The 26,313-nt window shown below is 71.1% G+C and carries 18 protein-coding genes; 10 read left to right on the top strand and 8 right to left on the bottom strand.

Annotated elements, in window-relative coordinates; translation table 11 throughout:
* Window positions 1-98 precede the first annotated feature (98 nt).
* A complete protein-coding gene (locus tag AB0B66_RS11130) occupies window positions 99-851 on the top strand; it encodes an SDR family oxidoreductase (RefSeq protein WP_360526527.1) in 753 nt (250 codons plus the stop codon).
* Between the two features lie 11 nt (window positions 852-862).
* Here AB0B66_RS11130 and AB0B66_RS11125 read toward each other — a convergent pair whose 3' ends face one another.
* From AB0B66_RS11125 to AB0B66_RS11115, 3 genes are all read right to left on the bottom strand, one after another.
* Window positions 863-1,366 carry a ribosomal protein L7/L12 gene (locus tag AB0B66_RS11125; RefSeq protein ID WP_360526524.1) on the bottom strand — a complete coding sequence of 168 codons (504 nt, stop codon included), beginning with the start codon at window positions 1,364-1,366 and terminating at the stop codon, window positions 863-865.
* A 92-nt stretch (window positions 1,367-1,458) separates the two neighbouring features.
* Complete coding sequence (locus tag AB0B66_RS11120; protein WP_360526521.1) at window positions 1,459-3,780, bottom strand: FtsX-like permease family protein; 2,322 nt, start codon at window positions 3,778-3,780, stop codon at window positions 1,459-1,461.
* Window positions 3,777-4,541, bottom strand: coding sequence for an ABC transporter ATP-binding protein (locus AB0B66_RS11115; RefSeq protein ID WP_360526518.1), 765 nt, complete (start codon window positions 4,539-4,541; stop codon window positions 3,777-3,779). Before AB0B66_RS11115 ends, AB0B66_RS11120 begins: the two co-directional genes overlap by 4 nt.
* 108 nt (window positions 4,542-4,649) lie before the next feature.
* Here AB0B66_RS11115 and AB0B66_RS11110 point away from each other — a divergent pair, with 108 nt between their 5' ends.
* Both AB0B66_RS11110 and AB0B66_RS11105 read left to right on the top strand, forming a co-directional pair.
* Window positions 4,650-5,879 carry a sensor domain-containing protein gene (locus tag AB0B66_RS11110; protein ID WP_360526515.1) on the top strand — a complete coding sequence of 410 codons (1,230 nt, stop codon included), beginning with the start codon at window positions 4,650-4,652 and terminating at the stop codon, window positions 5,877-5,879.
* Complete coding sequence (locus tag AB0B66_RS11105) at window positions 5,873-6,508, top strand: response regulator transcription factor (protein ID WP_360527223.1); 636 nt, start codon at window positions 5,873-5,875, stop codon at window positions 6,506-6,508. Before AB0B66_RS11110 ends, AB0B66_RS11105 begins: the two co-directional genes overlap by 7 nt.
* A gap of 100 nt (window positions 6,509-6,608) precedes the next feature.
* Here AB0B66_RS11105 and AB0B66_RS11100 read toward each other — a convergent pair whose 3' ends face one another.
* The 5 genes from AB0B66_RS11100 to AB0B66_RS11080 form a co-directional block, all read right to left on the bottom strand.
* A complete protein-coding gene (locus tag AB0B66_RS11100; RefSeq protein ID WP_360526512.1) occupies window positions 6,609-7,778 on the bottom strand; it encodes an ROK family transcriptional regulator in 1,170 nt (389 codons plus the stop codon).
* A 165-nt stretch (window positions 7,779-7,943) separates the two neighbouring features.
* Entirely contained in the window at window positions 7,944-9,440 is a 1,497-nt protein-coding gene (locus tag AB0B66_RS11095) for a glycoside hydrolase family 36 protein (RefSeq protein WP_360526509.1), read from the bottom strand.
* A 93-nt stretch (window positions 9,441-9,533) separates the two neighbouring features.
* Window positions 9,534-10,880 carry a sugar ABC transporter substrate-binding protein gene (locus AB0B66_RS11090; protein WP_360526506.1) on the bottom strand — a complete coding sequence of 449 codons (1,347 nt, stop codon included), beginning with the start codon at window positions 10,878-10,880 and terminating at the stop codon, window positions 9,534-9,536.
* A gap of 29 nt (window positions 10,881-10,909) precedes the next feature.
* Entirely contained in the window at window positions 10,910-11,794 is an 885-nt protein-coding gene (locus AB0B66_RS11085; RefSeq protein WP_360526503.1) for a carbohydrate ABC transporter permease, read from the bottom strand.
* Window positions 11,795-11,808: 14 nt separating this feature from the next.
* Entirely contained in the window at window positions 11,809-12,690 is an 882-nt protein-coding gene (locus AB0B66_RS11080; protein WP_360526500.1) for a sugar ABC transporter permease, read from the bottom strand.
* 258 nt (window positions 12,691-12,948) lie between these two features.
* On the opposite strand from AB0B66_RS11080, the gene AB0B66_RS11075 reads away from it, so the two are divergent.
* From AB0B66_RS11075 to AB0B66_RS11045, 7 genes are all read left to right on the top strand, one after another.
* Window positions 12,949-15,834, top strand: coding sequence for a fibronectin type III domain-containing protein (locus AB0B66_RS11075; RefSeq protein WP_360526497.1), 2,886 nt, complete (start codon window positions 12,949-12,951; stop codon window positions 15,832-15,834).
* 68 nt (window positions 15,835-15,902) lie between these two features.
* Window positions 15,903-17,267: a DUF4832 domain-containing protein gene (locus tag AB0B66_RS11070; protein WP_360526494.1), complete on the top strand. Its 1,365-nt coding sequence runs from the start codon at window positions 15,903-15,905 to the stop codon at window positions 17,265-17,267.
* 107 nt (window positions 17,268-17,374) lie between these two features.
* Window positions 17,375-20,047, top strand: a complete 2,673-nt coding sequence (locus AB0B66_RS11065) for a fibronectin type III domain-containing protein (RefSeq protein ID WP_360526491.1) — start codon at window positions 17,375-17,377, stop codon at window positions 20,045-20,047.
* 71 nt (window positions 20,048-20,118) lie between these two features.
* Window positions 20,119-22,635, top strand: a complete 2,517-nt coding sequence (locus AB0B66_RS11060; protein ID WP_360526488.1) for a DUF4832 domain-containing protein — start codon at window positions 20,119-20,121, stop codon at window positions 22,633-22,635.
* Window positions 22,636-22,802: 167 nt separating this feature from the next.
* Entirely contained in the window at window positions 22,803-24,197 is a 1,395-nt protein-coding gene (locus AB0B66_RS11055) for a cytochrome ubiquinol oxidase subunit I (RefSeq protein WP_360526486.1), read from the top strand.
* Window positions 24,198-24,204: 7 nt separating this feature from the next.
* Window positions 24,205-25,206: a cytochrome d ubiquinol oxidase subunit II gene (gene cydB, locus AB0B66_RS11050; RefSeq protein ID WP_360526483.1), complete on the top strand. Its 1,002-nt coding sequence runs from the start codon at window positions 24,205-24,207 to the stop codon at window positions 25,204-25,206.
* Between the two features lie 75 nt (window positions 25,207-25,281).
* Window positions 25,282-26,304 (top strand): endonuclease/exonuclease/phosphatase family protein, encoded by a 1,023-nt coding sequence (locus AB0B66_RS11045; RefSeq protein WP_360526480.1) that lies wholly within the window; start codon window positions 25,282-25,284, stop codon window positions 26,302-26,304.
* Window positions 26,305-26,313 lie beyond the last annotated feature (9 nt).

Here is a 26,313-nt window from a genome sequence, read left to right as displayed (position 1 = left end):
GATTCCCGGAAACCGCAGGCCAGCGCCGGTCGGAGCCGGTCTGCGGCTACGCTCCGGGGAGAGCCTGATCACTGTCGGGTACCGGTCGAGGAGGAGTCGTGGCCGTCACATCCACCGACCCGCGCGAGCTCGTCCTGTCCGGGGCCACGGTCGTCGTGATCGGCGGCAGCGCCGGCATCGGCCTGGAAACCGCCCGGCTGGCCCGCAACGAGGGTGCCGAGGTCATCCTCACCGGCCGTGACGCCGACCGCCTCGCGCGGGCCGCCGCCGACCTGGGCGCGCTGCGGACCGCCGCGTTCGACGCCACCGACCCGGCCGCGCTCGAACGCTTCTTCCATGACCTGCCCGGACCGGTCGACCACGTGATGATCACGGCCGGCCGGCCCTACTACGGGCTGCTCGCCGACATGGACGTGGAGCAGGCACGTCGCTCGTTCGACGAGCACATGTGGCTGCCCATCAACGTGGCACGGCTGGCCCCGGGCCGGGTCCGACCCGGCGGGACGCTGATCTTCATGGGCGGCACCGGTGCTCGCCGCCCGCGTCCCGGCCTGACGGTCGCCGCGATGGGCACGGCGGCGCTGCCCGCGATGACCGCCAACCTCGCACTGGAACTCGCGCCGATCCGGGTCAACCTCATCGCCGCCGGGTTCGTCGACACCCCGCTGTCGGCGGAGCTGCTCGGCGACGACCTCGACCGGCGCCGCGAGCAGCTGCGCACCACGCTGCCCATCGGGCGAGTGGTCGGACCGGCGGACGTGGCCGCGCTCGCCGTGCACCTCATGGCCAACACGGCGCTGACCGGTGCGACGTACGACATCGACGGCGGGCAGCAACTCCTGCCCGGGTGACACGTCACGGGTCAGAGCCCGTCGACGACGTCCTTCGCCTCCCGCAGACCCAGGCCGGTGTGCTGCCGTACCAGCTTGATCGCCTCGATCGCCCGACCCTGGCGCTTGAGGTCGCGGGCGTTGGTCATCAGCTCGGGTCCGAGCATCGAGCCGGTCGGCAGCCCGACCGTGGGCAGCACGCCTGCCTTCGGCAGCGACGGCGTGCCTCCGGTTGCGATCTGCTCGACAGCCTTGACGGCGTCGGCGAGCGAGACCCCGGTGGCGTCGCGCCAGAGCTTCACGGCGACGATCTTCTTGCGCTGGTTCATGAGCATCCGCACCTGCTGGACGAGGGCTTCGGCTTCGGTGGGCACTGCGTCGGCCGAGCCGGTCCGGGCTGCGCGGGCGTGCTCGGCCTCGCGGGCGGCCATCGCGGATCCGAGCAGGTCGGTCGAGTCGCGGCGGCTCCGCCGGGCGAGCAGCACCGCGATGACGACGAGCAGCACCACGATGGCAGCCAGCAGGATCTCGGTCATGGCGCACACGGTAGCGGGCGGCCGCCCGTCGCCGTCCGGTGCGCCGAACGGCCCGCGTCGGGACGTCGACGCGGGCCGTTCTCAGGACGATGTCACCGCCGGGACGCCCGCCTGGTCGCCGTCAACGACGCGGCCACCGCCACGGCGGCCGTCGCCAGCACGGTCGCCACCAGCACCGGCCAGTGCAGGCGCAGCGCGACCGGCACGCCGACCTCCTGCTCCAGGCCCGCGGCCATGCCCAGCAGCGGCGCGACGGTCACCGCCAGGCCGAGGCCCGCGCCCAGCGCCACCACCAGCAACGCCTCGGCCGCCGCGTAACGCAGCGTCTGCCGCGGTGTGGCTCCGGCGCGGCGCAGCACGGCCAGGTCCGGCCGTCGGCTCTCGGCCGACATGGCCATCGTGTTGACGACCGCGATGCCCGTGTAGCCGACGGACAGCGCGATCAGCACCGTCGCGAACAGCCACAGCAGCCGGCTGTCCTCGCTGCTGCCGCGCTCGGCGTACGCCTTCGCGTCGAGCACCTCGACCCCGGGCAGCCCGGCCAGCGCGGCGGCGTCCACTCCCACCACCGACGTGGCCAGCGCGGACGGGTCGTGGCGGCGGACCAGGTCCCGCGGCAGGATGAGATCGTCGTCGACCTGCCCGTCGGGGGTGATCTTCTCGATGGTCAGCCGCACGGTGGTCCCGTCGGCGAAGACCACGTCGACAGTGCCGCCGGCCCGCACGCCGAGGGCGTCGGCGACGCCGGCCGCGACGCTGACCGGGCCGGTGGCGGTGCCGAACGCGGCGATGGACAGGCCGTCCGCGTACACCCGGCTCCGTAGGACCGCCCGGCCGCCGGCGGCGGCTTCGGTCAGCCCCGGGGTGCCGTCGGGCACCGCGACGGTGATCCCGGCCAGCTTCGCGGCCTGCCCGGCCGGGTACGCCTCCCGCATGGTGGAGACCATGCCGGACAGCAGCACCGCGAACCCGACCGTGGCGATCACCGGGGCTGCGGTGGCGGCGGTGCGTCGGGCGGCGGTCAGCGACTCGGCCCGCACCAGCATCGGTCCGGCTCCCCGGGTGCCGCGCAGCGGCCAGGAGGCCAGCCGGACCAGCGGCGGCACCAGCACCGGGGCGAGCAGCGCGGCGGCGGCGGTCAACGCCATCGCGGCGAACAGCGCCGAGTTGACCCGCTCGTCGGCTTCGGCGGTGGCGGTGCGCAGTGCCAGGAAGCCGCCGAGCAGCAGCGCGCCGCCGCCGAGCAGCCAGCGGCCCGGCCCCATGGCCCGCGCCTCGACCGAGGCTTCCCGCAGCGCGGCCATCGGCGGCACCTTCGCGGCGCGCCGCCCGGCCGCGTACGCGCCGACCAGCGCGACCCCGACCCCGACCGCGACCGCCGCGAGCACCGGCATGAGCTGCGGCCGGACCTGCAGCCCCGGATCGGCCAGGCCCCACCGCACCGGCAGCACGCCCGCCGGACCGGCTGCCGCGGTGCCGAGCAGCGCCCCGGCGACGCCACCGGCCGCCCCGACGAGCAGCGCCTCACCCAGCACGAACCGCCGGATCTGGCCCGGGGTCGCCCCGACCGTGCGCAGCAGGCCAAGCTCGCGCCGCCGCTGCGCGACGTTGAGCGCGAACGTCGAGGCGACCACGAACACGGTCACGAACACCGCCAGGCTCGCCATCGCGATCAGCAGCTGGGTCCCCAGCCAGCGGGTCTTGGCCTGCTGCACCGGCTCGAGCGCGGCCCGCTGCTCACCGGTCGCGACGATCGCCGCGGGTGCGGCGTCGCGCGCGGCGGCCGCGACGGCTTCCGGATCAGCCCCGGCCCGCAGCAGCAAGCCGATCACCGGCACGCCGGGCGACAGCCGCTCCGCCGCGGCATCGGACGTGTACACGCCCGGCCCGCCGACCAGACCCGTGACGGTCACCTCGGCCGGGCCGCCGGCGGTCAGCAGCGTGGTGTGCGCGCCGACCGCGAGCCCGGTCGCGACGTCGGCGGCGACCTGCCCGTCGGCATCCGGGGCCGCACCCGCGACCAGGGGGTATCCGCCCAGCGCGGCACTGGACCAGCCGTGCCCCGCCCCGGCGTCCTCGGCGTCGCCGACCGGCCTGCCGCCGACGACGAGCTGCGCGTAGAACGAGCGGTCGGGCACCGCCGCCGCGACACCGGCCAGCCCGGCCAAGCGATCGGCCAGCGCGGCGGCGTCGGTGGCCGCCCACGGGCGTACGCCGCTGCCGACTCCGGCCGCGTCCGGCGCGACCGGCCCGTGCACCAGCACCGGCGCGGCCGCCAGCCGCTGCGGGGTGCGCGGCTGCGCCGAGACATGCACGAGCAGCGTCATCGCGATCAGCGCGACGCCGAGGGTGAGACCGGCGAACGCGCCGGCCAGCGACGCGGCCCGGCCGCGTACCGCAGCGAGCGCGATCACCGCTGCTCCAGGCGTGCCATCAGGCCGGCGATCTGCTCGGCCCGGCCGGGCACCCGGGCGGCCCCGCCCAGCCGGTCGGCGATCCGCCCGTCGCGCAGGAACACCACCTCGTCGGCGTACGAGGCGGCGACCGGATCGTGGGTGACCATCACGACCGTCTGCCCCTGCCCGTCCACGGCGGACCGCAGCAGGCCCAGCACCTCCCGCGAGGCCGCGGTGTCCAGCGCTCCGGTCGGCTCGTCGGCGAACACCACGTCCGGGCGGGTGATCAGGGCGCGGGCGATGGCGACACGCTGCTGCTGGCCGCCGGACAGCTCCGCCGGCCGGTGTGCGGCCCGGTCGGCCAGGCCCACCTCCGCGAGCGCGGCCCGCACCGCCGCCGCGCCCGGACGGCGGCCCGCCAGGCGCAGCGGCAGCTCTACGTTCTGCGCCGCGGTCAGCGACGCGACCAGGTTGAACGCCTGGAACACGAAGCCGATCCGCTCGCGGCGCAGCACGGTGCGCCGCTGCTCGCTCAGCCCGCCCAGGTCGATCCCGCCGACGCGGACGGTGCCCGAGGTCAGCCGGTCCAGCCCGGCGGCGCACTGCAGCAGGGTGGACTTGCCGGACCCGGACGGGCCCATGACGGCGGTGAAGGTCCCGGACGGGAAGGCCAGGGTCAGCTCGTCCAGCGCCGTGACGGCCTGGGCTCCGGTCCCGTACACCTTGCGGGCGCCGGTCAGCCCGACCGCCTCGGCGACGGGGGATGTGGTGATCGTCATGGCGTCCAGTCCACCCGTGCGGCGTGGCGGGCGCATTGGCGTGGACGGGACTTCGGAGGTAGTGCGTGCACTACCGTCACGAGATCAACCGGCGGGTACCGTCGAGCCGTGCACGCGCGTACCGCCTGGCAGGCCCTGGCTCAGCGGCCGCTGCGGTTCCTGACCTCCTGGTGGCCGTGGCGGTCCCTGGCGTACCTGGTCTCCGGGGTGCTCGTCGGTGGGCTGGTCGGCGCGGTCGTGCTCATGCTCGCCGCGGCTGGGCTGGTGCTGCTGATCGTGCTGGTCGGTGTGCTGGCGATCCTGGCGCTGCTGCTGTCGGGCATCTACGTGGCCCGGTTCGAACGCTGGCGGCTGCGGCTGGTCGACCTCGACCCGGCGCCCGACCCGCACCAGCAGCCCGGTTCACCGGGCGCGCGGGCCTGGCTTACGACCCGGCTGCGCGAGCCCGCGACCTGGCGCGAGCTGGGCTTCACCGCGCTGTCGCTGGTCGGGCTGTGGTGGATGGACCTCGGCGTGCTGTTCGGCGCGCTCGCCGTGCCCGTCATCGTGATGCTCTCCCCGGTCGACGACTCCGACGTGTGGGGGCTGGCCATCCTCGGGTTCGTCCTGCTGCTGCCCGCCCCGTACACCATCACCGCCTGGGCCGGGGCCAGGGCCGCGTTCACCCGCGCCGTGCTCGCCCCGCGCGACGACGAGCTCGGCGCGCAGTTGCGCGAGGTGCGCGCCTCCCGGGCCCGGCTGATGGACGCGTTCGAGCTGGAGCGCCGCCGGATCGAGCGGGACCTGCACGACGGCGCGCAGCAGCGCCTCGTCTCGCTGAGTGTGCAGCTGGGCCTGGCCGGGCTCGACACCGAACCGGGTTCGCCCGTCGCCCGGCACCTGGCCGCCGCGCAGGACCAGGTCGCGCTGACGTTGCAGGAGCTGCGGGCGCTGATCCGCGGCGTGCACCCGCAGGTGCTCACCGACCACGGACTCGCCGACGCCGTCGGCGAGCTGGCGACGCTGTCGCAGGTCCCGGTCGGCGTCGACATCCGGCTGCCGCACCGGCTGCCCGCCCCGGTCGAGGTGACCGCGTACTACGTTGTGGCCGAGGCGCTGGCCAACATCGCCAAGCACAGCGGCGCGCAGCGGGCAGAGGTCACCGGGCGGCTGCACACCGACCTGCTCGTGCTGGAGATCCGCGACGACGGAACGGGCGGGGCCGACGCCGCCACGGGCAGTGGCCTGGCGGGGCTGGCCGACCGCCTGTCCGTCCTCGACGGACGGATGCGCCTGTCCAGCCCGCCGGGCGGGCCGACCCTGCTGCACGTGGAGGTGCCGTGCCACTCCGGATCGTGATCGCCGAGGACAGCGTGCTGCTCCGCGAGGGCCTCACCAGCCTGCTGGAACGCTTCGGCCACACCGTCACCGCGGCCGTCGGCGACGCCCCGGCGCTGGTCGCCGCGGTGACCGCCGACCGCCCCGACCTGGTCGTCACCGATGTGCGCATGCCCCCGGACCACAGCGACGACGGCCTGCGCGCCGCCGTCACCCTGCGCGACGCCGACCCCGCCCTGCCCGTGCTCGTGCTCAGCCAGTACGTCGAGCAGTCCTACGCCGCGAAACTGCTCGACACCGGCGGCGGCCACGCCGTCGGTTACCTGCTCAAGGACCGCGTCGGCGCGGTGGCGGAATTCGCGCGGGCCGCCGAGCGGGTCGCGGCCGGGGCCACCGTCGTCGACCCCGAGGTCGTCCGCCAACTCCTGCGCCGCAGGCAGGACCCGCTGCAGCGGCTGAGCCCCCGCGAGCGCGAGGTCCTGGAGCTGATGGCCCAGGGCCAGGCCAACGCGGCCATCGCCCGCAGCCTGTTCGTCACTGAGGCGGCCGTGAACAAACACGTCAGCAGCATCTTCACCAAACTCGACCTGCCCCCGGTCGGCGACCAGCACCGCCGCGTCCTGGCCGTGCTCGCCTTCCTCCGCGCCTGAGGCAAGGAAGGGCACCTTCTACAACGCATAGCGATGTGAAGGTGCCCTTCCTTCGTGCGCGGGGGTCAAGCGGCCCCAGGTGCGGTGGGGGCCGGGGGCGTCACTGGCGGCGGGGGGCGACGGGGGCGGACAGGCCCGCACTGAACAGCCGGGTGTCGACCTCGTTGAGCGACAGCTTGAGCGCGCCGAGGGCCACCGAGTCCGCGCCCAGGGTGGACGCGCGTACCTCGGGCATGCGCAGGACCAGCCGCTGGAGTTCGTGGCGCAGCGGGTCGAGCACGAGATCGGCCGACCGGGAGAAGCCGCCGCCGAACACGACCACCTGCGGGTCCAGGGTGAGCACGAGCGCGGCCGCGCCGACGGCGAGGTCCTTGACATAGCGGTTGACCGCGCCACGGGCCGCCTTGTCACCCTGCCGAGCGGCGTTGAAGACCCAGGCCGCGGCGTCGTCGGGGCTGACCGTGTCGGGCACGCCGGGGCAGTTCTGCAGGTGCGAGGGGGCGTTGAGCCAGCGTACGTGCTTGAGCGCGCCGATCTCACCGGCCGCGCCGCCGTACCCGCGCCGCAGCACCCCGTCGATGATCAGGCCGGCGCCGTTGCGCATGCCGCCGAGCAGGTAGACGATGTCGTCGGCGTCGGTCGCCGCGCCTTTCCACCGCTCGGCCAGGGCCGCGAGCTTGCAGTCGTTCTCGACCACGATCGGGCAGGAGAAGCGCCCGCCGAGGTGCCCGGCCAGGTCGACGCTCTTCCAGCCCGGCAGCGGGGTGAAGAAGCTGGTCCGCCCGGCGGCGTCCACAGCGCCGGTGACCGCGGCGGTGACGGCCCAGATGTCGCCCGGGGACTTGCCGGCCCCGGCCACGCAGGCGTCGAGCACGGCGTCGAGCACGGCGAGGCGCTCGGCGGGCGCGGCCTCGGCGGCGACGGACTGCCGTACGGACTGCACGATGTTGCCGTCGAGGTCGGCCAGCAGCGCCAGGATCTTGTGCACGCCCACGTCGACGCCCACCACGTACCCGGCCCCGGCGCGGAACTGGTAGCGCCGCGCGGGGCGGCCGACGGCGCTGCTCGCGCCGGGTTCGAGCACGGTGGCCCAGCCGTCGGTGACCAGCCCTTGGGCGATGACGTCGACGGCGGGCCGGGACAGGCCGGTGCGCTGGGACAGCTCGGTGACGGTGGACGGCGGGTGGTCACGCAGCGCCCGCACGATGCTCAACGAGTTGAGCTCGCGCAGCCGCGACAGATCCGTTCCGGTCGTTGCTAGCTCTGTCACGTTCTGTCCCTTGTTTGCGTGCGGGAAGACCCGCACAATACGCTTTGATCTTTACAAAATCGTGAAGTGATGGCAAGCCCACGGACAGTGAGCTGACGATCCGGGCCCGGCTGCGTGCTCCCCTGGCGGGGGAGTGCAACCGGGCCGGCGCGGCCGGAGCCGCCTTCAGGAGATGGGGTAGGCCTGCGCCGCGGGTGTCACCGCCGGGGTGAAGTCGACCCGCCGCCCGTCGACGGCGAACTCGTACCGGCCGAGCTGCCGGATGTCCGGGCGCGCCGCCAGGTAACCGGTCATGTCGTCCAGCTCGGTGGCCGACAGCCAGCTCGGCGGGTCGGACACGGCCCGGAACCGGCAGATGTCGGCCAGGTCCCGCAGCCACTCCAGCTGCTGCTCGGTGAGCAGGTTCAGACGGCTGCGGAAGTAGATGACGTCCGGGTCGACCTCGGCCAGCGGCTGCTGCCACAACCGGTGCAGGGTGTTGACCACAGCGTTGCGGGCCATCGCGTCCGACGGGTCGTCGCTGGCGTAGTTCTGCCACATCGGTGCGACGTCCGGCCCGCTGCGCAGCCCGTCGAGGATGCCCAGCGACGGCAGCAGCATCGCGCCGCTGCCCAGCAGGTAGACGTCGTCCCCGGCGACCTCGCGGATCAGCGCGAGCGCGTCGCGGTAGGACTGCTCGCGCTCGCCGCCGTCGGCGCGTACGCCCGGCGCGGCCCCGGCGTTGACGAAGTCGAGCTTGAGGTACTTGAAGCCCCATTCGTGCACCACCCGGTGGGTCAGCTCGGTCAGGTACTCGCGGGTCGCGGGCCGGGACAGGTCGAGGGCGTGGTAGCCGCTGCCCCAGTTGTTGCCGGCGATGACCAGCTCCCCGCGGGAGTCGCGGAGCAGCATCTCGGGCCGCTCGCGGGCCAGTTCGGAGCCGGGCAGGGCGATGAACGGGGCCAGCCACAGCCCGGCTGTCATGCCCGCGTCGGTGATCCGGTCCGCCAGCGCCTTCATGCCGGACGGGAACTTGTGGTTGGGCTGCCAGTCACCGACCAGCCGCTCCCAGCCGTCGTCGACCTGCACCACGTCGAACGGCAGCCCGCGCAGGTCGTCGACGTCCTTGGCGAGCTGCTGCTCGGTGATGGTCTCGTAGTAGGCGTACCAGGAGCACCAGACGTTGCCGGCGCGGCGGCCGCTGCTGCCCAGGCGCTGCGCCAACTGCCGGGTGTACGCGGCGAAGACCTCGTCTTCGGGGCCGTACGCGGCGAACCAGGGGTGGGCGCCGGTCTCGTACCAGCCGGAGATGGTGTCCCGGTCGGCGGCCAGCCGCGGCACGCCCAGGCCGAGCGCGCCCAGCAGCAGGACGTTGCCGTCACCGGCGTCCAGCGCGGCCACCGCGGAGGAGTGGTGGCGGGCCGGGTCGTCCCAGACGGTGTCGTCGGCGGTGAGCCGCCGCTGCGGGTTGGCGATGCGCAGCGGAGCCTCGCTCAGCCGCCGCCAGCCGCAGGGGCTCCATGAGTTGTGCCCGTGCCGGTAGAACAGGGCATCGCCCAGTCCGTGCAGCAACGCGACCCGTCCCGGTGGCAGGACCAGGCCCCCGTCGGCTGCTTGCGGGCTGCCGGGGCCGTCGTGTTCGAGGGCGAAAGTGTGGCCGGCCAGCTCGATGAGCAGTGCCATGGTTCTCCTTGGCGGGTGAGATGCAATGAGTCGCTGGTGTGGGGGTGCGGCGGGACGCATCAGCGCGTCCCGCCGCACCGGTTCGTGCGGGGCCTACTTGAACAGGGCGTTGACCTGGTCGTTGGCCTTCTTCAGGGCGGTGGCCGAGTCGCTCTGGCCGAGGATCGCCGACTGGATGGCGTCCTGCACGAGCTGGCTGACCTCGTTGCCGTGCTCGGTGATCGGCACGAAGAACGTGCCACCGGGCGCGGCGGCCTCGTCGACGAACACCTTCACGTCGCGGCCCTTGGCGGTGTGCGCGGCCAGGGCCTTCTCGCTGGCGGTCTTGATGGCGGGGAAGACCACGCCGTTGCCGCCCACGATGTTCTGGCACTCGGCCGAGCCCAGGAACTTGACCCACTTCCAGGCCTCGTCCTTGTGCTTGGTGCCGGCCCAGATCGCGTCCGACAGACCGTTGATCGCCGTCTTGCGGCCCTGCGGGCCGGCCGGCAGCGGAGCGAACGCGAACTTCAGCTTCGCGCCCTCACCCAGGTAGCTGTTGATCATCCAGGAGCCCGCGAAGGTGATCGCGCCCTTGCCCGCGTTGAGCAGGGAGTCACGGCTCAGCGTGGACGCCTTGTCCAGCGCGGGGGCGTAACCCTTGGCGCTCAGCGACTTGAACCAGTCGATGGTCTGGGCCAGCTTGGGGTCGTCGTACTTGTACTGGGTGCCCCACGGGTTCTTGTCCAGGTAGGTGAACCCGTTGCTGGCGGCCAGGTTGCCCCAGCCGTTCTGGCCCTGCGAGCCGTCGGCCCACTCCGGCAGGTAGCCGAACACCTTGACCTTGGTCTTGTCGAACGCCGGGTCCAGGCCGTTGCGGCCCTTCTCGTCGACCGTGGCCTTCGCGATGAGCTGCTCGAAGGTGCCGCCGTCGGTCGGGTTCCAGGTCAGGTTCGCCAGTGACGCGGCGTCGATGCCCTGGGCCTTGAGGTGCTCGGTGTTGTAGACCAGGGCCATGGTGTCCCAGTCCTTCGGCAGGCCGAAGCGCTGGTCGCCCTTGGTGAACAGGTCGGCCAGGCCGCCCTGGTACTGCGACAGGTCCACCTTGTCGGCGGTGACATAGGGCTGGATGTCGAGGATCTGCCCGGAGCTGACGAACTGCGGGTAGTACGAGCCCTGGTTGGTCCACACGTCCGGCGCGTCACCCGCGGCGATCTGCGTGGTCAGGTTCTGCCAGTACTCGTTCCAGGCCGCCTGGCTGATCTTGATGGTGATGTTCGGGTTGGCCTTCGTGAACTCGTCGGCGCACTGCTGGTAGGACGCCTTCTGGTTGTCGTCCCACAGCCAGTAGTCGAGGGTCACGGCCGCGCCGGGCTCCTCCTCGGTGCTGCCGCAGGCGGCCAGGCCGGCGGCCACAGCCAGGGTCAGCAGCGCCGCCCCGACCCGTGATGTGCGGATCATCATTTCCTTCTTTCTCGGGGGTGGGTGTGTCACTTGCTTCCGGTGAAGTTCAGGGACTGGACCAGCCGCTTGCCCACGAAGACGAGCAGGAGCAGCACGGGCAGGACCGACAGCGTCGAGGCGGCCATCAGGCCGGTCCAGTCGGGTTGGGTGTTGGGCGACTGCTGGAGGAACACCCCGAGCGCGACGGTGACCAGGCGGTTCTCCTCGTCACGGCCGACCAGCAGCGGCCACAGGTAGTCCTTCCACGCCCACACGGTCGTGGTGAGACCGATCGTGATGAGCGGGCCGCGGCTCATCGGCAGCGCGATGCGCCAGAAGATGCCCCACGGGCCGTTGCCGTCGAGGATCGCCGCCTCCTCCACGTCGCGGGGCAGCGACAGGAAGAACTGGCGCAGGAAGAACACCGCGAACGGCGTCATCAGGATCGTCGGGGCGACCATGCCGGCCATGGTGTTCATCCAGCCGAGGTCCTTGACCAGGATGAAGTTGGGCAGCAGCGTGAAGATCGGCGGCACCATCAGCGCCGCGATCACGATCGCGAACACCAGGTCGCGGCCGGGGAAGCGCAGCCGGGCGAACGCGTACCCGGCCATCGCGCAGAACAGGGTCTGCACGGCGGCGATCAGTCCGCAGTAGACGATCGAGTTCCATAGGTAGCCGGCGAAGTCGAGGTGCGCGCCGGAGCCGCCCGCCGCGCGGGCTTCGGCCTCGGTGGTCAGGCCGAGCACCCGCAGGAAGTTGATCAGTGTCGGGTGCTCGGGCAGCAGGCTCGCGTTGTCGGTGTAGATGTCGGCGGCCGGGGTGAGCGCCGTGCGGATCATCCACCAGAACGGGAAGACGGTCACCACGATGACCACGGCCATCGCCACCCAGGCCAGGGCGCGTCCGAGGTTGAAGGATTTCGGTGTCATGGCTGTCGTCCCCTTCACGCCAGGTCCGAGCGCGAGGCGCGCAGCAGGCGCATCTGTATCGCGGTGAGCACGCCGAGGATCAGGGCCAGGAAGACCGCCGCCGCGGCGGCGTAGCCCATGTGGAAGTACTTGAACGCCTGCAGGTAGATGAAGTAGTAGATGACCTGCGTGGCCGAGACCGGGCCGCCCTTGGTGGTGACCGCGATGGTGTCGAAGATCTGGAACGAGCCGATCAGCGACACGACCAGCACCAGCGCGAGCACCGGCCGCAGCAGCGGCAGCGTGATCCGCCGGAACATGCGCCACTCCCCGGCGCCGTCGATCGACGCGCCCTCGTAGAGGTACTGCGGGATCTGCAGCATCCCGGCGTAGAGCAGCAGCGCCGTGTAGCCGGTGTAGGCCCAGGTGTTGATGCCGGCCACGGTCGGCATCGCCCAGGTCTCGTCGGTGAAGAAGCCGACCGGGCCGAGGCCCACGGTGTGCAGCAGCTGGTTGACGAAGCCGAGATTGGTGTCCAGCAGCCACATCCAGAGCAGGCCGATGGTGACGTTGGGGACCAGCCACGGCAGCAGCAGCGTCGCCCGCAGCACGACCGAGCGGGTCAGCCGGTGCATCAGCGACGCGATGCCCAGCGCCAGCAGGGTCTGCGAGCCGATGTTGAGCACCACGTACCAGGCGGTGACCCGCAGGGCGTTCCAGAACTGCTCGTCTTGCAGCAGCTTGGTGTAGTTCTCCGCGCCGACGTACGTCGCCGTGTTGAGCATGTTGTAGTCGGTGACCGAGTACCACACGCCCCGGGCGGCCGGGTAGCCGTAGAAGACGGCGAATCCGACCAGCACCGGCAGCAGGAACAGCCACGCCGCCCGCCGGTCGTCTCGCGGTTTTGTCGAGCTCATCAACGTCCTCGGATCCGTCTATCGGTCGGCTCTTGCCAGCCGCCCCGCTCTCGAATAATGATGTAGACCTTCGAAATTTTGTCAACACCTCTTCGTATTACTTCGGTAACGACGAGGAGGACGACCAGCTCAGAACCGCTGTGCCAACGCTCCGACCAGGGCCTATGTGGACCCTGCGCGTCGGCTCAGTGGTGTGCCCGCGTGGCACAGGCACCCCGCACCGCCCGGAGAACAGCCCGACTCCCACCGGAGATCACCGTGAAATCACGTTCACGCGGCCGTACCGTCCTGGCCGCCCTCATCACCGCCGCCCTCACCGCGGCCCTGACGCTCGCCGCCCCGTCCGGCGCGTCAGCCGCTCCCGCCGGCCCGCCGCCCCGCCCCGCGGCGCCCGCCAGCCCCGACCCGTCCCTGCAGGTCCACGCCCTGAGCGCGGCCCCCGGGCCGGTGGACAACCCGCTCAAAGGCTGGGCCAGGTTCTACTCGCCCGGCGGTGACCAGAACAACGGCTTCCCGCATGCGCTGACCTGGGGCTACTTCGGCCTGTCCGAGATCATGACCAGCGCCTCGAACTGCGGCAGCTACAACTGGTCGATCATCGACAGCATGCTGGCCGAGACCGCCGGCTACGGCAACCAGGCCGCCATCCGCATCTACATGACCTACCCCGGCGGCACCGGCAGCCACCCGGCCAACGCCATCCCGCCGTGCTTCAACGGCAACGTCGCCACCCGCGCCGACGCCACCTGGAACGTCACGCACCCCGACTACGACAGCCCGTTCCTGATCAACGCGCTGAAGAACTTCATCGCCGCGTTCGGGGCCCGCTACGACGGCGACCCCCGGCTCGGGTTCATCCACCTGGGCCTGGTCGGGCTGTGGGGGGAGTGGCACACCTGGCCCTACGACACCGACACCGGCGACGGGCTGCCCAACTACATGCCCACCGACGCCAACGGGGCGCAGCTCGTCGCCGCCTTCGACACCGCGTTCAACACCACCAAGGTCGAGATCCGGTACGCCGACGCGGCCGGCGGCGCGGCCAACTCCCGCGACATCGGCTACCACGACGACTCGTTCTGCTTCCGCGAGGGCTCGCCGCTGCAGGGTGTGACCCTGCCCCAGTCGATGGGCGGCGCGTCCTACGCCCACCTGCAGCGCAACATCGCCACCGGCACCGAGAACAAATGGATCACCAGCTCGATCGGCGGTGAGCTGCGCCCCGAGATCCAGACGTTCGCGTTCCAGTCCTGGCCGAACGGGTCCGGCACCGTCGACAACCTCAAGGCGTGCATCGAGCTCGCCCACGCCACCTGGATGATCAACGAGGGGAGCGCCGCGTACTCGCCCACCGACGCGAACGTCTCGGCCGCGGTGCGGGCGATGGGCTACAACCTCACCGTCGGCAACTCCTACTTCAAGGACACCGCCTCCGGCACGACGAACGTCGGCGTGCAGATCAGCAACACCGGCGTCGCCCCGTTCTACTACCCCTGGACCATGACCCTCGGGCTCAAGAACAGCTCGGGCGCCGTCGTGCAGACCTGGGACACCCCCTGGGACCTGCGTACCGTCCAGCCGCTGTCCATCCGGGCGTTCCCCGACTGGAACGTGGGAGCCGATCCCACGTACCGCAGCTTCGGCTACCCGCAGTACTTCCAGACCAGCGTCAACCTCTCCGCGGTGCCGCAGGGCGGTTACCAGTGGGTGCTGCGGGTGAAGAACCCCCTCGAGGCCGTCGACGCCGACGCCAAGAAGCTGCGGTTCGCCAACACCACCCAGAACGCGGACGGCTGGCTCGGCCTGGGCGCGGTGACCGTCGGCACCGGCGGCGGCAGCGACACCACCGCACCCTCGGTCCCCACGGGCTTCACCTCCACCGGCCAGACGTCGTCGTCGGTCTCGCTGTCCTGGTCCGCCTCGACCGACAACGTCGGGGTGACCGGCTACGAGGTGTTCCGCGGCGCGACGCTGGTCGGCAGCCCGGCCGGGACCTCGTTCACCGACACCGGCCTGACCGCGTCGACGAGCTACAGCTACACCGTCAAGGCCCGGGACGCGGCCGGAAACCGGTCCGCGGCCAGCAGCACGGTCACCGTGTCCACCACGTCTGGCGGTGGCATGCCCACCGGCTACGAGGCGGAGGCCTCGGGTAACACGCTGACCGGCGGCGCCCTGGTGGCGGCGTGCTCCACATGCTCGGGCGGGTCGAAGGTCGGCTACCTCGGCAACGGGGCATCGCTGGCGTTCACCAACGTCGCCGGAGGCACCGGCGGCTCGCGTACGGTGACGATCCACTACCTGACGGCCGAGGCGCGCACCGCCGTGGTCAACGGGCAGACCGTCAACTTCGCCTCTACCGGCAGCTGGACCACCGTCGGCTCCACCACCGTCACGCTCAACCTCGCCGCGGGCAACAACACGATCACCGTCGCCAACCCGTCCGGCTGGGCTCCCGACATCGACCGCATCACCGTGTCCACGGCAGGTGGCGGCGGCGACACCACCGCGCCGAGCATCCCCACCGGCCTGGCCTCGCCGAGCAAGACCGCCAGCTCGGTCACGCTGTCGTGGAGCGGCTCCACCGACAACGTCGGCGTGACCGGCTACCAGATCCTGCGCGGCGGCAGCCCGGTCGGGACGTCGACGAGCACCGGTTTCACCGACACCGGGTTGGCCGCGTCGACCGCCTACACGTACACGGTCAAGGCCTATGACGCCGCCGGGAACTACTCGGCCGCCTCCAGCCCGCTGACCGTGACGACCAATGCGGGCGGCACGTCACCGGTCAGCTATGAGGCCGAGTCCTCCGGCAACACCCGGACCGGCACGGCGGCCGTGGCATCCTGCGCGGCCTGTTCGGGCGGTTCGAAGGTCGGCTACGTCGGCAGCGGCGCGACCCTGTCGTTCAACAACGTCGCCGGTGGCACCGGCGGCACCCGCACCGTGACGATCCACTACCTGTCGGCTGTGGCGCGCTCCGCCACGGTCAACGGCCAGACGGTGAACTTCGCGCCCACCGCGAACTGGGACACCGTCGGCACCACCACGGTCACCCTCAACCTGGCCGCGGGCAACAACACGATCACCTTCGCCAACCCCTCCGGCTGGGCTCCCGACATCGACCGCATCACCGTCGGCTGACCCCGCCCCGCACGCTCCGGCCAGGCGACGGGGGCCTGGCCGGCCCACCCCCGACCGAGGAATCCCACATGAGAAGAACAGTCCGCCTCACGGTCGCCCTGCTGGCGGCCCTCACCCTCGCCGCGGGCACCCCCGCCGCGGCCCGGCCCGCGCCCACCACACCGGCGTGGACGCCGCTGGCCTACGCCTCCCCGCCCGCCGACAACCCGCTCAAGGGCTTCCTGCCGTACGCGGGCAGCTACCAGACGTTCCCGTACAGCATGGAATGGTTCTACCTGCCGGTCCGCGACGTCATGACCGGCCCGAACCAGTTCCGCTGGGACGCCGTCGAACGGCAGCTCAACGCCATCGCCGCGCGCGGCCACCAGGCCGTGTTCCGGTTCTACCTCGACTACCCGGGCAAGCCCACCGGCATCCCGCAGTATCTGCTGGACCAGGGCCTGGCCACCCACGCCTACGACGACTTCGGCAACAACGGCGTCAGCGTCGCCCCCGACTACAGTGACCCGCGCCTGGTCAGCGCCCTGCAGAACTTCATCACCGCGCTGGGGCGCAAGTACGACGGCGACCCGCGCATCGGCTTCCTCACCCTCGGCCTCATCGGCTTCTGGGGCGAGTGGCACACCTGGCCCTACGACGGCTGGACCAAGCCCGAGAACTGGATGCCGTCCACCGAGATCCTCACCGGCATCCTGAATGCCTTCGAGACCTCGTTCGACGAGACCCGGTTGCTGGCCCGCTACCCGAGCGCGCAGAACAAGGAACTCGGGATCGGCTACCACGACGACTCGTTCGCGTTCGAGACGCTGCCCGTGCAGTCGTGGCACTTCGTGCAGCGCCTCATCGACGAGGGCGTCACCGACAAGTGGCAGCGCGAGCCGATCGGCGGCGAGCTACGCCCCGAGATCCAGTCCTGCCTGTTCGAGCAGCCGGTCAGCTGCGGGCAGTACGAGGACTTCACCGCCTCCGTCGACCAGACCCACATCAGCTGGATGATCAACCACGCGGCGTTCGCCCCCGACGGCTACACCGGCGACGAGTACTTCCGCGCCCTGGCCGCCGCCAAGTCGCTGGGCTACGAACTGACCGTCACCGAGGCGGCGCTGTCCCGCGACCGGGTGTCGGTGCGCGTGGCCAACCGCGGCACCGCGCCCTTCTACTACGACTGGCGCGCCGAGCTGGCCGCCGTCGACGGCCAGGGCCGGATCGTGAAGCGCTGGAAGACCGGCTGGACCGTGGCCGGCATCCAGCCCGGCCAGGACCCCGCCGAGCTGACCAGCCGCATCGACACCCGCGGCCTGCGCCCCGGCAGCTACGACATCGTGCTGCGCGTGGCCAACCCGCTGCCCAACGGCATCCCGTTGCGGTTCGCCAACACCAGCCAGGACATCCACACCGGCTGGCTGCACCTCGGGGCCGTCACCACCCGCTGACGGCGCCGGCGCACCACCGCACCACGGCGCCGCCGGCACGCCGTCGGCGGCGCCCGCACCGAACCCCTTGCTGTTCCTGCACTTCGTCCCGAAGGGAACAACGGTTCATGCCATCCGTACGCAAGCTGCTCGCCACGACGGCGGCAGCGCTGACGATCGCGCTGGTCGCCACCAGTGCGGCCGCCGCACCCGCGGGTCCGCCCGCCCGGCCGCCCGCCGGACCCGGCCCCGACACCAGCCTGACCACCCACACCTACACCTACGCCGACGCCGCGCTCGGCCAGCCGCTGAAGGGGTTCGCCCCCTACCTCTTCCCCGGTGACAACCTGTCCACCAAGTACCCGGGCGGCCTGGTCTGGAGCTACTTCGCCCTCAACGAGGTGATGAAGGACCCGGCCAACTGCGCCAACATCGACTGGAGCGTGTTCGAGAAGGCGCTCGACGAGGCCGCCGTCTGGAGCCGCCAGACCGCGTTCCGCTTCTACCTGGAGTATCCCGGCGGCAGCGGCACCCACCCCGGCAACGGCATCCCGCCGTGCCTGAACGGCAAGATGGCGCTGCGCACCAACGGGTTCTGGGGCACCGTCAGCCCCGACTACGACGACCCGGACGTCATCAGCGCGCTGGTCACCTTCATCAACGCGTTCGCGGCCCGCTACGACAAGGCCGGGTCGGGCGGCACCGCCGACCCGCGCATCGGGTTCATGTCCCTGGGCCTGGTCGGCCTGTGGGGCGAGTGGCACACCTGGCCGTACGATCGCGACCTGGCCGACGGCTACCCGAACCTGATGCCGACCGACACCACGATCCGCACCATCATCGGCGCGTACGACACCGCGTTCGACAACATCCAGCTGGAGGTCCGCTACCCGCTCGCGGGCACCGAGACCGCGAACATCGGCTTCCACGACGACTCCTGGCCGTACAAGGAATTCCGCAACGGCGGGCAGCTCAAGAGCATGACCCTGCCGATGTCGATGAACGGCTGGGAGGACGCGTTCCTGCAGCTGCAGCTCAACACCGGCACCGAGAACCGGTGGGTCACCCAGTCCATCGGCGGCGAGGCCCGGCCCGAGATCCAGGGCACCCTCTACGCCAACTGGCCGGGCGGCTCCGGGCAGGTCGACGACGTGCTCGCGGCGACCGAGCTCACCCACATCACCTGGATGATCAACCAGACCGGCGCGGGCGGGTACAGCACCAGCGACCCGAAGGTCTCCGCCGGGGTCCGCAAGATGGGCTACAACCTGCACATCCCGCAGGCCAACTTCAACGCCACCGCCTCGGGCACCTTCAAGGTCGGCGTCACGGTGCAGAACGACGGCGTCGCCCCGTTCTACTACCCGTGGACGGTGCAGCTCGGCCTGCGCAACAGCGCGGGCAGCGTCGTGAAGACCTGGGACACCAGCTGGGACCTGCGCACCGTGCAGCCCCTGAAGATCCGCGCCTTCCCGGACTGGAACGTCGGCGCCGACCCGAAATACCTCGACTTCGGCCGACCGGTCAACTTCGCCACGACCGTCAGCACCGCGGGCGTGCCCGCAGGCGCTTACAGCCTGGTCCTGAAGGTGCGCAACCCCCTGGAGGCGGTGACCCAGGACGTGCTGCGCGCCCGTCCCGCCGCCAGCCGGCTCACCGACTGGATCATCGACCAGTGGCGGCCGCGCTTGCCGCTGTCGTTCGCCAACACCAACCAGGGCGCCGACGGCTGGGTCAACCTCGGCGCGGTCAGCACCTCGGGGACCTGCACCGGCGACTGCACCGCCCCGTCGGTCCCGGCGAACCTCGCCGTCACCGGCGTCACCAACACCAGCGTGTCGCTGTCCTGGTCGGCCTCGACCGACAACGTCGGCGTGACCGGCTACCAGGTGCTGCGCGACGGAGTCCAGGTCGGCACCCCGACCGGGACGACGTACACCGACAGCGGGCGCTCGCCGGGGCAGACCTACCAGTACACGGTCAGGGCCGTCGACGCGGCGGGCAACGTGTCCAATTCGTCCGCAACGGTGTCGGCGACGACCACGGGCTGCGCGGGTGACTGCACCGCCCCGAGTTCTCCCACTCTGTCCTCGCCGAGCAAGACCGACACGAGCGTGTCGCTGTCGTGGACGGCGTCCACCGACAACGTGGGCGTGACCGGTTACGAGGTGTTCCGGGGCGCGACGCTGGTCGGCAGCCCGACGGGCACGTCGTTCACCGACACGGGGCTGACCGCGAACACGGCCTACAGCTACACCGTCAAGGCACGGGATGCGGCCGGGAACAGGTCGGCGGCCAGTAACGCGGTCGCGGTCACCACGGACGCGGCGCCGCAGCCGCCGACCGGCCTCGTCCTGGACAACTACGACGGCACGCCCGCATACCCGTCGGCGAACCAGAACGACCTCGGCAAGTGGACCGGCGGCAACTGCTTCCTCGACGGCGGCGGCAATGGCGTCGTCACCGGCGGGGCGCTGAGCCTGCGCTACAACAACTGCGGCTGGTTCGGCTCCGACGTCGGCGTGGACCTGAGCGCCTACACCTACCTGGTCGTGCGCATCAAGGGTGCGGCCGGTGGCGAGCAGACCCACTTCAACCTGGGTCTGGGCGGCTCGACGAAGGTCTTCGGCGACTTCACCCTCGACGGTGGCGCGCACCCGGTGATCACGACGTCCTACCAGGACATCAAGATCCCGATGGTCGCCAACGGCATCAACCGCAACAGCCCGTCCCAGCTGGCCATGGGCTTCTGGTACGGCGGCAACTCCACCATCACCATTGACCACATCTCGTTCCAGTGACCGCCCGGCCGCCTGGCAGGGCTCCCGACCCGGCCAGGCGGCCTACCCTCCCGATGCACAGGAAGGCTGCCATGCCCACCCGCTTCATGCGGATGTTCACCGCGACAACGTTACTGGCCACCGTCGCCGCCGTGGCGCTCGGTGCCACGCCGGCCCAGGCCGCGACCGTCACCTACTCGGCCGATCTGGCTACCGCGTTCGCCAACCCGGAGCGCGGCTACCACAACCGCTACGAGATCATCAACGACCCGGCGGTCAACGACTACGTCAACGCCGCCACCATTCCCGGGTTCAACCCCGACCTGCTCGACCGGACCTTCGCCCGCGCCAAGGCCAACGGCAACACCCTGGTGCACAGCTACCTGCACTTGGACAAGTACAAGACCCAGGCCCTGCCGCAGGCGCTGCTCGACAACCTCGCCTCCGGCCTGGCCGCGGTCCGCACCGCCGGGATGAAGATCGTGCTGCGGCCCGCCTACACCTGGGACGGCTACGCCAGCGTCGCCGAGTCGCAGATCCTCGCCCACATCGCCCAGGTCAATGCCGTGATCAGTGCGAACGCCGACGTCGTGCTGCACCTGGAGACCGGCTACCTGGGCGCGTGGGGGGAGTGGCACACCGGCACCCTCACCAACTCCTCCTCGGTCGAGGAGGCCCCCGCCCGGTACCGCATCGTCAAGAAGATCGCCGACACCACCCCGGCGAGCATCCCCCTGGCGATGCGCTACCCGATCTACATCAAGGAGATGATCGACCCGACCTCCTGCGTCGTGCCTGAGGGCTGCGGGCTGACCCAGGCGCAGAAGGACCGGATCAGCTTCCACAACGACTGCTTCCTCGCCGACGTCAACGACATGGGCACCTACGACAACCCGTCCTGGATGGGCTGGTACTACATCGAGCAGAAGAAGCAGTGGATGTACGACCTGGCCACCTCGACCGGGTTCAACAAGATGGTCGGCGGTGAGACCTGCGGCTCCGACGGCTACAACGACGCCGCCTGCGTCAACGCGCAGACCGAGATGAACAAACTCAACTTCACCGAGATCAACGAGGACTACGCGGCCGTCAACACCGACAAGTGGAAGGCCGCCAACCTCGCCGCGAGCGGCAACGACCCGGCCGAGACCTGCTTCACCCGCATCAAGCGCAAGATGGGGTATCGCCTGAGGCTGCTCGACGCCACCTTCCCGACCACCGTCGCCCCCGGGGGCAGCCTGGCCCTGACCGCGCACCTGACCAACGACGGCTGGTCCGGCCTGATCAAGAGCCGCACCGCCTACCTGGTGCTCGACAACGGCACCAACCGCTACAACCTGCCGCTGAGCAGCGTCGACCCGCGCAGCTGGCTGGCCGGCGCGAGCACCGTCACCGCGAACGTCACCGTGCCCGGCGGCGCGGTCGCGGGCAACTACAAGCTGGCGCTGTGGCTGCCGGACCCGACGGCGGCGCTGCAGTCCCGGCCGGAGTACTCGATCCGGCTCGCCAACACCGGCACCTGGGACGCGGCCAAGGGCTACAACGTGCTCGCGTCCTCGGTCACCGTAGGCTCCTGCACGGGTGACTGCACGGCCCCGTCGACCCCGACGGGCCTGACCGTGTCCGGGGTGACGAACACGAGCGTGTCGCTGTCCTGGACGGCGTCGACGGACAACGTCGGCGTCACCGGCTACCAGGTGTTCCGCGGCGGTGTGCAGGTCGGCACCGCGTCGGGCACCTCGTTCACGGACACCGGCCGCTCGCCGGGGCAGACGTACCAGTACACGGTCCGGGCGGTCGACGCTGCGGGCAACGTGTCCGGTCAGTCGGCCACGGTGTCGGCGACGACGACGGGCTGCTCGGGCGACTGCACCGCGCCGAGCGCGCCCACGCTGTCGTCGACCGGCAAGACCGACACGAGCGTGTCGCTGTCGTGGACCGCGTCCACGGACAACGTGGCCGTCACCGGCTACGAGGTGTTCCGGGGCGCGACCCTGGTCGGCAGCCCGACCGGGACGACCTTCACCGACTCGGGCCTGACCGCCTCCACCGCCTACGGCTACACGGTCAAGGCCCGTGACGCGGCGGGCAACCGGTCGGCGGCCAGCAACACGGTCTCGGTGACCACGGACGCGACCCCGCAGCCGCCGACCGGGCTGGTCCTGGACAACTACGACGGCACCCCGGCGTACCCGTCCGCGAGCCAGAACGACCTCGGCAAGTGGACGGGCGGCAACTGCTTCCTCGACGGCGGTGGTTCCGGCATCGTGACCGGCGGGGCGCTGAGCCTGCGCTACAACAGCTGCGGGTGGTTCGGCTCCGACGTCGGCGTGGACCTGAGCGGCTACACCTACCTGGTCGTGCGGATCAAGGGCGCGGCCGGTGGCGAGCAGACCCACTTCAACCTGGGTCTCGGCGGGTCGACGAAGCTGTTCGCCGACTTCACCCTCGACGGGGGAGCGCATCCGGTGATCACGACCGGCTACCAGGACATCCGCATCCCTCTGGTCGCCAACGGCATCAACCGCAACAGCCCGTCCCAGCTGGCCATGGGCTTCTGGTACGGCGGCAACTCCACGGTCACCATCGACCACATCACCTTCCAGTAGCCGATCACCCGGCCGGCCGGGCTCCGCACGCCTCGGATGCCTGGTCGGCCGGCCACCTGCCGGTCGAATATCGGCAATCGACTCATTTTAGGAGTTTTGCGATATAGGCGCAGCATACGCGGGCAGAATGAGCGCGAAGACTCCCTGGTCGCGGAGGCGGGACGCTCATGTCGAACGTAGATCTGGCCCGGATTCAGTTCGCGATGACGTCGATCTACCACTTCATCTTCGTGCCGATCACCATCGGGCTGGCCTTCCTCACCGCGATCCTGCAGACCGTCTGGCACCGCACGGGCCGCGACGAGTACCTGCGCCTGACCAAGTTCTTCGGCACCCTGCTGGTGATCAACGTGGTCGTGGGCGTGGTCACCGGCCTGGTGCAGGAGTTCCAGTTCGGCATGGACTGGTCGGCGTACTCGCGGATGGTCGGCGACGTCTTCGGTGCGCCGCTGGCGATGGAGGGCCTGGCCGCGTTCTTCCTGGAGTCGACGTTCCTCGGATTGTGGATCTTCGGCTGGGGCAAGCTGCCGCGCCGGATCCACCTCACCTCCATCTGGCTCGTGGCGCTGGGCGCCGCCGGATCCGCGGCGTTCATCCTGGCCGCGAACTCATGGATGCAGCACCCGGTCGGCTACGAGATCAACGCGACGACCGGGCGTCCGCAGCTCAACAACATCTGGGCGGTGATGACCAACCCGGTGTTCCTGTGGGGCTACGCCCACGTGCTGCTCGCCGCGCTGGTCACCGGCTGCGTCGTCATGCTGGCCGTGTCGGCGTGGCACCTGCGGCGCCGATCCGAGGCCCCGGTGTTCGCCCGCTCGGCGAAGCTCGCCCTCGTCCTCCTGGCCCCCGCCATGATCTTCCAGATGTTCATCGGCAGCGAGCTCGGCGTCGTCGAGGGCAAGTACCAGCCGATGAAGATCGCCGCGGCCGAGGCGCAGTGGGAGACGTGCCAGCCGTGCTCGTTCTCGATCTTCCAGATCGGCGGCGGCAAGCAGGACCAGACCCCCACGAAGATCATCGAGGTGCCGCACCTGCTGTCGCTGCTCGCCACCAACCACTGGAACGGCCAGGTCATCGGCCTGAACGAACTCAACGCCCAGTACCAGCAGCAGTACGGCCCCGGCGACTACGTGCCCAACGTCTTCATCCAGTACTGGGCCATGCGCGTGATGGCGTACCTCGCGCTGGTGATCGTCCTGCTCGGGTTCTGGGGACTCTGGGTGATGCACCGCAAGCGGCTGGAGACCGCGCACCGATTCCTGTGGCTGGCCGTCTGGGCCCCGGTCCTGGTCGTGCTCATGAACACCGCCGGCTGGCTGCTCACCGAGAGCGGCCGCCAGCCATGGATCGTGCAGGGCCTCATGCTGACCAAGAACGGCGTGTCACCGTCGGTCAGCGCCACCACGGTCGCGATCAGCCTGACCGTGTTCTTCCTGCTCTACGCCGCGCTGACGCTGGTCTGGCTGGTGCTGATGCTGCGCTACGCCCGAAAGGCGCCGCCACCGACCGTGCCCGCCGCCGACGACGTCACCACGCCCGAACCGACCTTCGCTCGCTGAGGCCGCCATGACACTGCCCGACATCTGGTTCATCGCCATCGCCGTGCTGTGGACCGGCTTCTTCATCCTGGAAGGCTTCGACTTCGGGGTCGGCATGCTGCACGGCGTCGTCGGCCGCGACGACGCCGGCCGGCAGATGGCCGTCGGCTCCATCGGACCGCTGTGGGACGGCAACGAGGTCTGGCTCGTCGTCGCCGCCGCGGCCATGTTCGCGGCGTTCCCCGGCTGGTACGCGACCATGTTCTCCGCCCTCTACCTCGCCCTCGTGCTGGCGCTGGTCGCGCTCATCGTCCGCGGCATGGCCTTCGAATACCGCAACAAGGACGCCCACCCGCGCTGGCGGCGCACCTGGAGCACCCTCATGACCGTCGGCAGCGTCGTGGCACCCTTCGTGCTCGGCGTCGGGCTCGGCGACCTCCTGCACGGCCTGCCGATCGGCGCCGACCAGGAGTACGCGGGCACCTTCGCCGACCTGCTGCCGCCCTACTCGCTGTTCGTCGGCCTCACCTTCGTGCTGCTGTGCGCGCTGCACGGCGCCACGTTCCTGGCCCTGAAGACCACCGCCGACGTTCGCGAACGCGCCACCCGCCTCACCCGCCGGGTCGCCCCGTTCACCGCGCTCGCGGTGCTGATCTACATCACCTGGTCCCACGTCCTGTCGGGCAAGGGCTTCTTTCCCAACGTCATCGAGATCGCCGCGGTGCTGGCCGTGCTCGCCGCCGCGTGGCTGGTCAAGGAAGGCAAGGAAGGCTGGGCGTTCACCGCCACGACCTTCGCCATGGCCACCAGCGTGCTGGTCATCTTCACCAACCTCTACCCGCGCGTCATGGTCTCCACCCTGGGCGAGGCCAACGACCTCACCCTGGCCAACACCGCGTCCGGCTCCTACGCCCTCACGGTCATGACCTGGGTCCTCGTCGTCCTGCTCCCGGTGGTCCTGCTCTACCAGGGCTGGACCTACCACGTCTTCCGCCGGCGCATCACCGCCGCCGACCTCGGCGACGAGTGACCCGCTCCGCCGCCGACCCGGCCGCGTGATCAAAAGACGCTATGATCGCCGGATTCGGGCCATGGGGGAGGACAGTTGACAGACACCGCCGTCGCCCCCGTGGGCGCATCCGGCCGAGCCGGAACCGGCAGGCGGCGCGGACGAGCCCCCCTGACGCTCGCCCGGTGGGCGCTCGGTGTCGTCGGCGCGGTGTCGGGCGGGCTGCTCCTCGTCCGGCTCACCGGCCTGGACGCGGGAACCCCGCTGGCCGTGCCCGTGGTGCTGGTCCCGTACGCGGCGGCGCTCAGCGTGCTCGGGCTGGGCGTTCTGCTCGCCATCCCCGGGTTGCGCTCGCGATGGGCGGTGATCGTCGCCGTCCTGCTCGTGGCCGCCCAGGTCGTGGTGCTGGCTCCCCGGTTCCTGCCGGACGGGCGGCAGGTCCCGCCCGGGGCGGTCGAGTTGCGGGTGGCCACGATCAACGCCAACGTCGGCGGCGCGGACCCGCAGGAGCTGGTGCGCCTGGTCCGCGACGAACGCATCGACGTGCTCGCCGTGCAGCAGCTGCCGACCGCGGGCATCGCCGCGCTCACCGAAGCCGGGCTGGACAGGCTGCTTCCCCACCACGAGCTGCACCCCGAGTACGACTCCTCGATCTACTCGCGGCTCCCGCTGTTCCTCGGCGGCCCGCTGCACGCCGACACCGCCTGGCCGCAGACCACCGCGGCGGTGACCGTCGGCGGGCGCACCGTACGCCTGGTCGCCGTGCACACGTACTACCCGGTCGGCGACCCGCAGCGGTGGACCCGCGACATGGCCGCGCTCGCCGCGGTAGCCCGCATGGCCGGACCCGACATGGTATTCCTGGGCGACTTCAACGCCACACTGGACCACGCGCCGATGCGCGACCTGCTCACGGCGGGCCTCGTCGACACCCACGCCGAGCTGGGCCGTGGCTGGGCCCGCACCTGGCCCGTGGGCAAGACTCTCGTGCCGCCCCTGGTGCAGCTCGACCACGTCCTGCACGGCTCGGGCCTGGTGGCCGTATCCGTCGGCGAGCGCACCGTGCTGGGCACCGACCACCGGGCGGTCGTCGCCGTCCTGGCGGTGCCGCCCGCGTAATGCCCCAAA

The organism is Catellatospora sp. NPDC049111 (genome assembly GCF_040648615.1).
GTDB lineage: Bacteria > Actinomycetota > Actinomycetes > Mycobacteriales > Micromonosporaceae > Catellatospora > Catellatospora aurea.
The sequence above is the reverse complement of the archived record's forward strand: the minus strand, read 5'-3'. Positions and strand labels throughout refer to the sequence as shown.

Excerpts from the sequence above, each read along its gene's own strand:
- AB0B66_RS11125 (WP_360526524.1), bottom strand. The coding sequence starts at position 1,366 with ATGACCGAGATCCTGCTGGCTGCCATCGTGGTGCTGCTCGTCGTCATC.
- AB0B66_RS11115 (WP_360526518.1), bottom strand. The coding sequence starts at position 4,541 with ATGACGATCACCACATCCCCCGTCGCCGAGGCGGTCGGGCTGACCGGC.
- AB0B66_RS11095 (WP_360526509.1), bottom strand. The coding sequence starts at position 9,440 with ATGGCACTGCTCATCGAGCTGGCCGGCCACACTTTCGCCCTCGAACAC.
- AB0B66_RS11090 (WP_360526506.1), bottom strand. The coding sequence starts at position 10,880 with ATGATCCGCACATCACGGGTCGGGGCGGCGCTGCTGACCCTGGCTGTG.
- AB0B66_RS11085 (WP_360526503.1), bottom strand. The coding sequence starts at position 11,794 with ATGACACCGAAATCCTTCAACCTCGGACGCGCCCTGGCCTGGGTGGCG.
- AB0B66_RS11080 (WP_360526500.1), bottom strand. The coding sequence starts at position 12,690 with ATGAGCTCGACAAAACCGCGAGACGACCGGCGGGCGGCGTGGCTGTTC.
- AB0B66_RS11070 (WP_360526494.1), top strand. The coding sequence starts at position 15,903 with ATGAGAAGAACAGTCCGCCTCACGGTCGCCCTGCTGGCGGCCCTCACC.
- AB0B66_RS11065 (WP_360526491.1), top strand. The coding sequence starts at position 17,375 with ATGCCATCCGTACGCAAGCTGCTCGCCACGACGGCGGCAGCGCTGACG.
- AB0B66_RS11060 (WP_360526488.1), top strand. The coding sequence starts at position 20,119 with ATGCCCACCCGCTTCATGCGGATGTTCACCGCGACAACGTTACTGGCC.
- AB0B66_RS11055 (WP_360526486.1), top strand. The coding sequence starts at position 22,803 with ATGTCGAACGTAGATCTGGCCCGGATTCAGTTCGCGATGACGTCGATC.
- cydB (WP_360526483.1), top strand. The coding sequence starts at position 24,205 with ATGACACTGCCCGACATCTGGTTCATCGCCATCGCCGTGCTGTGGACC.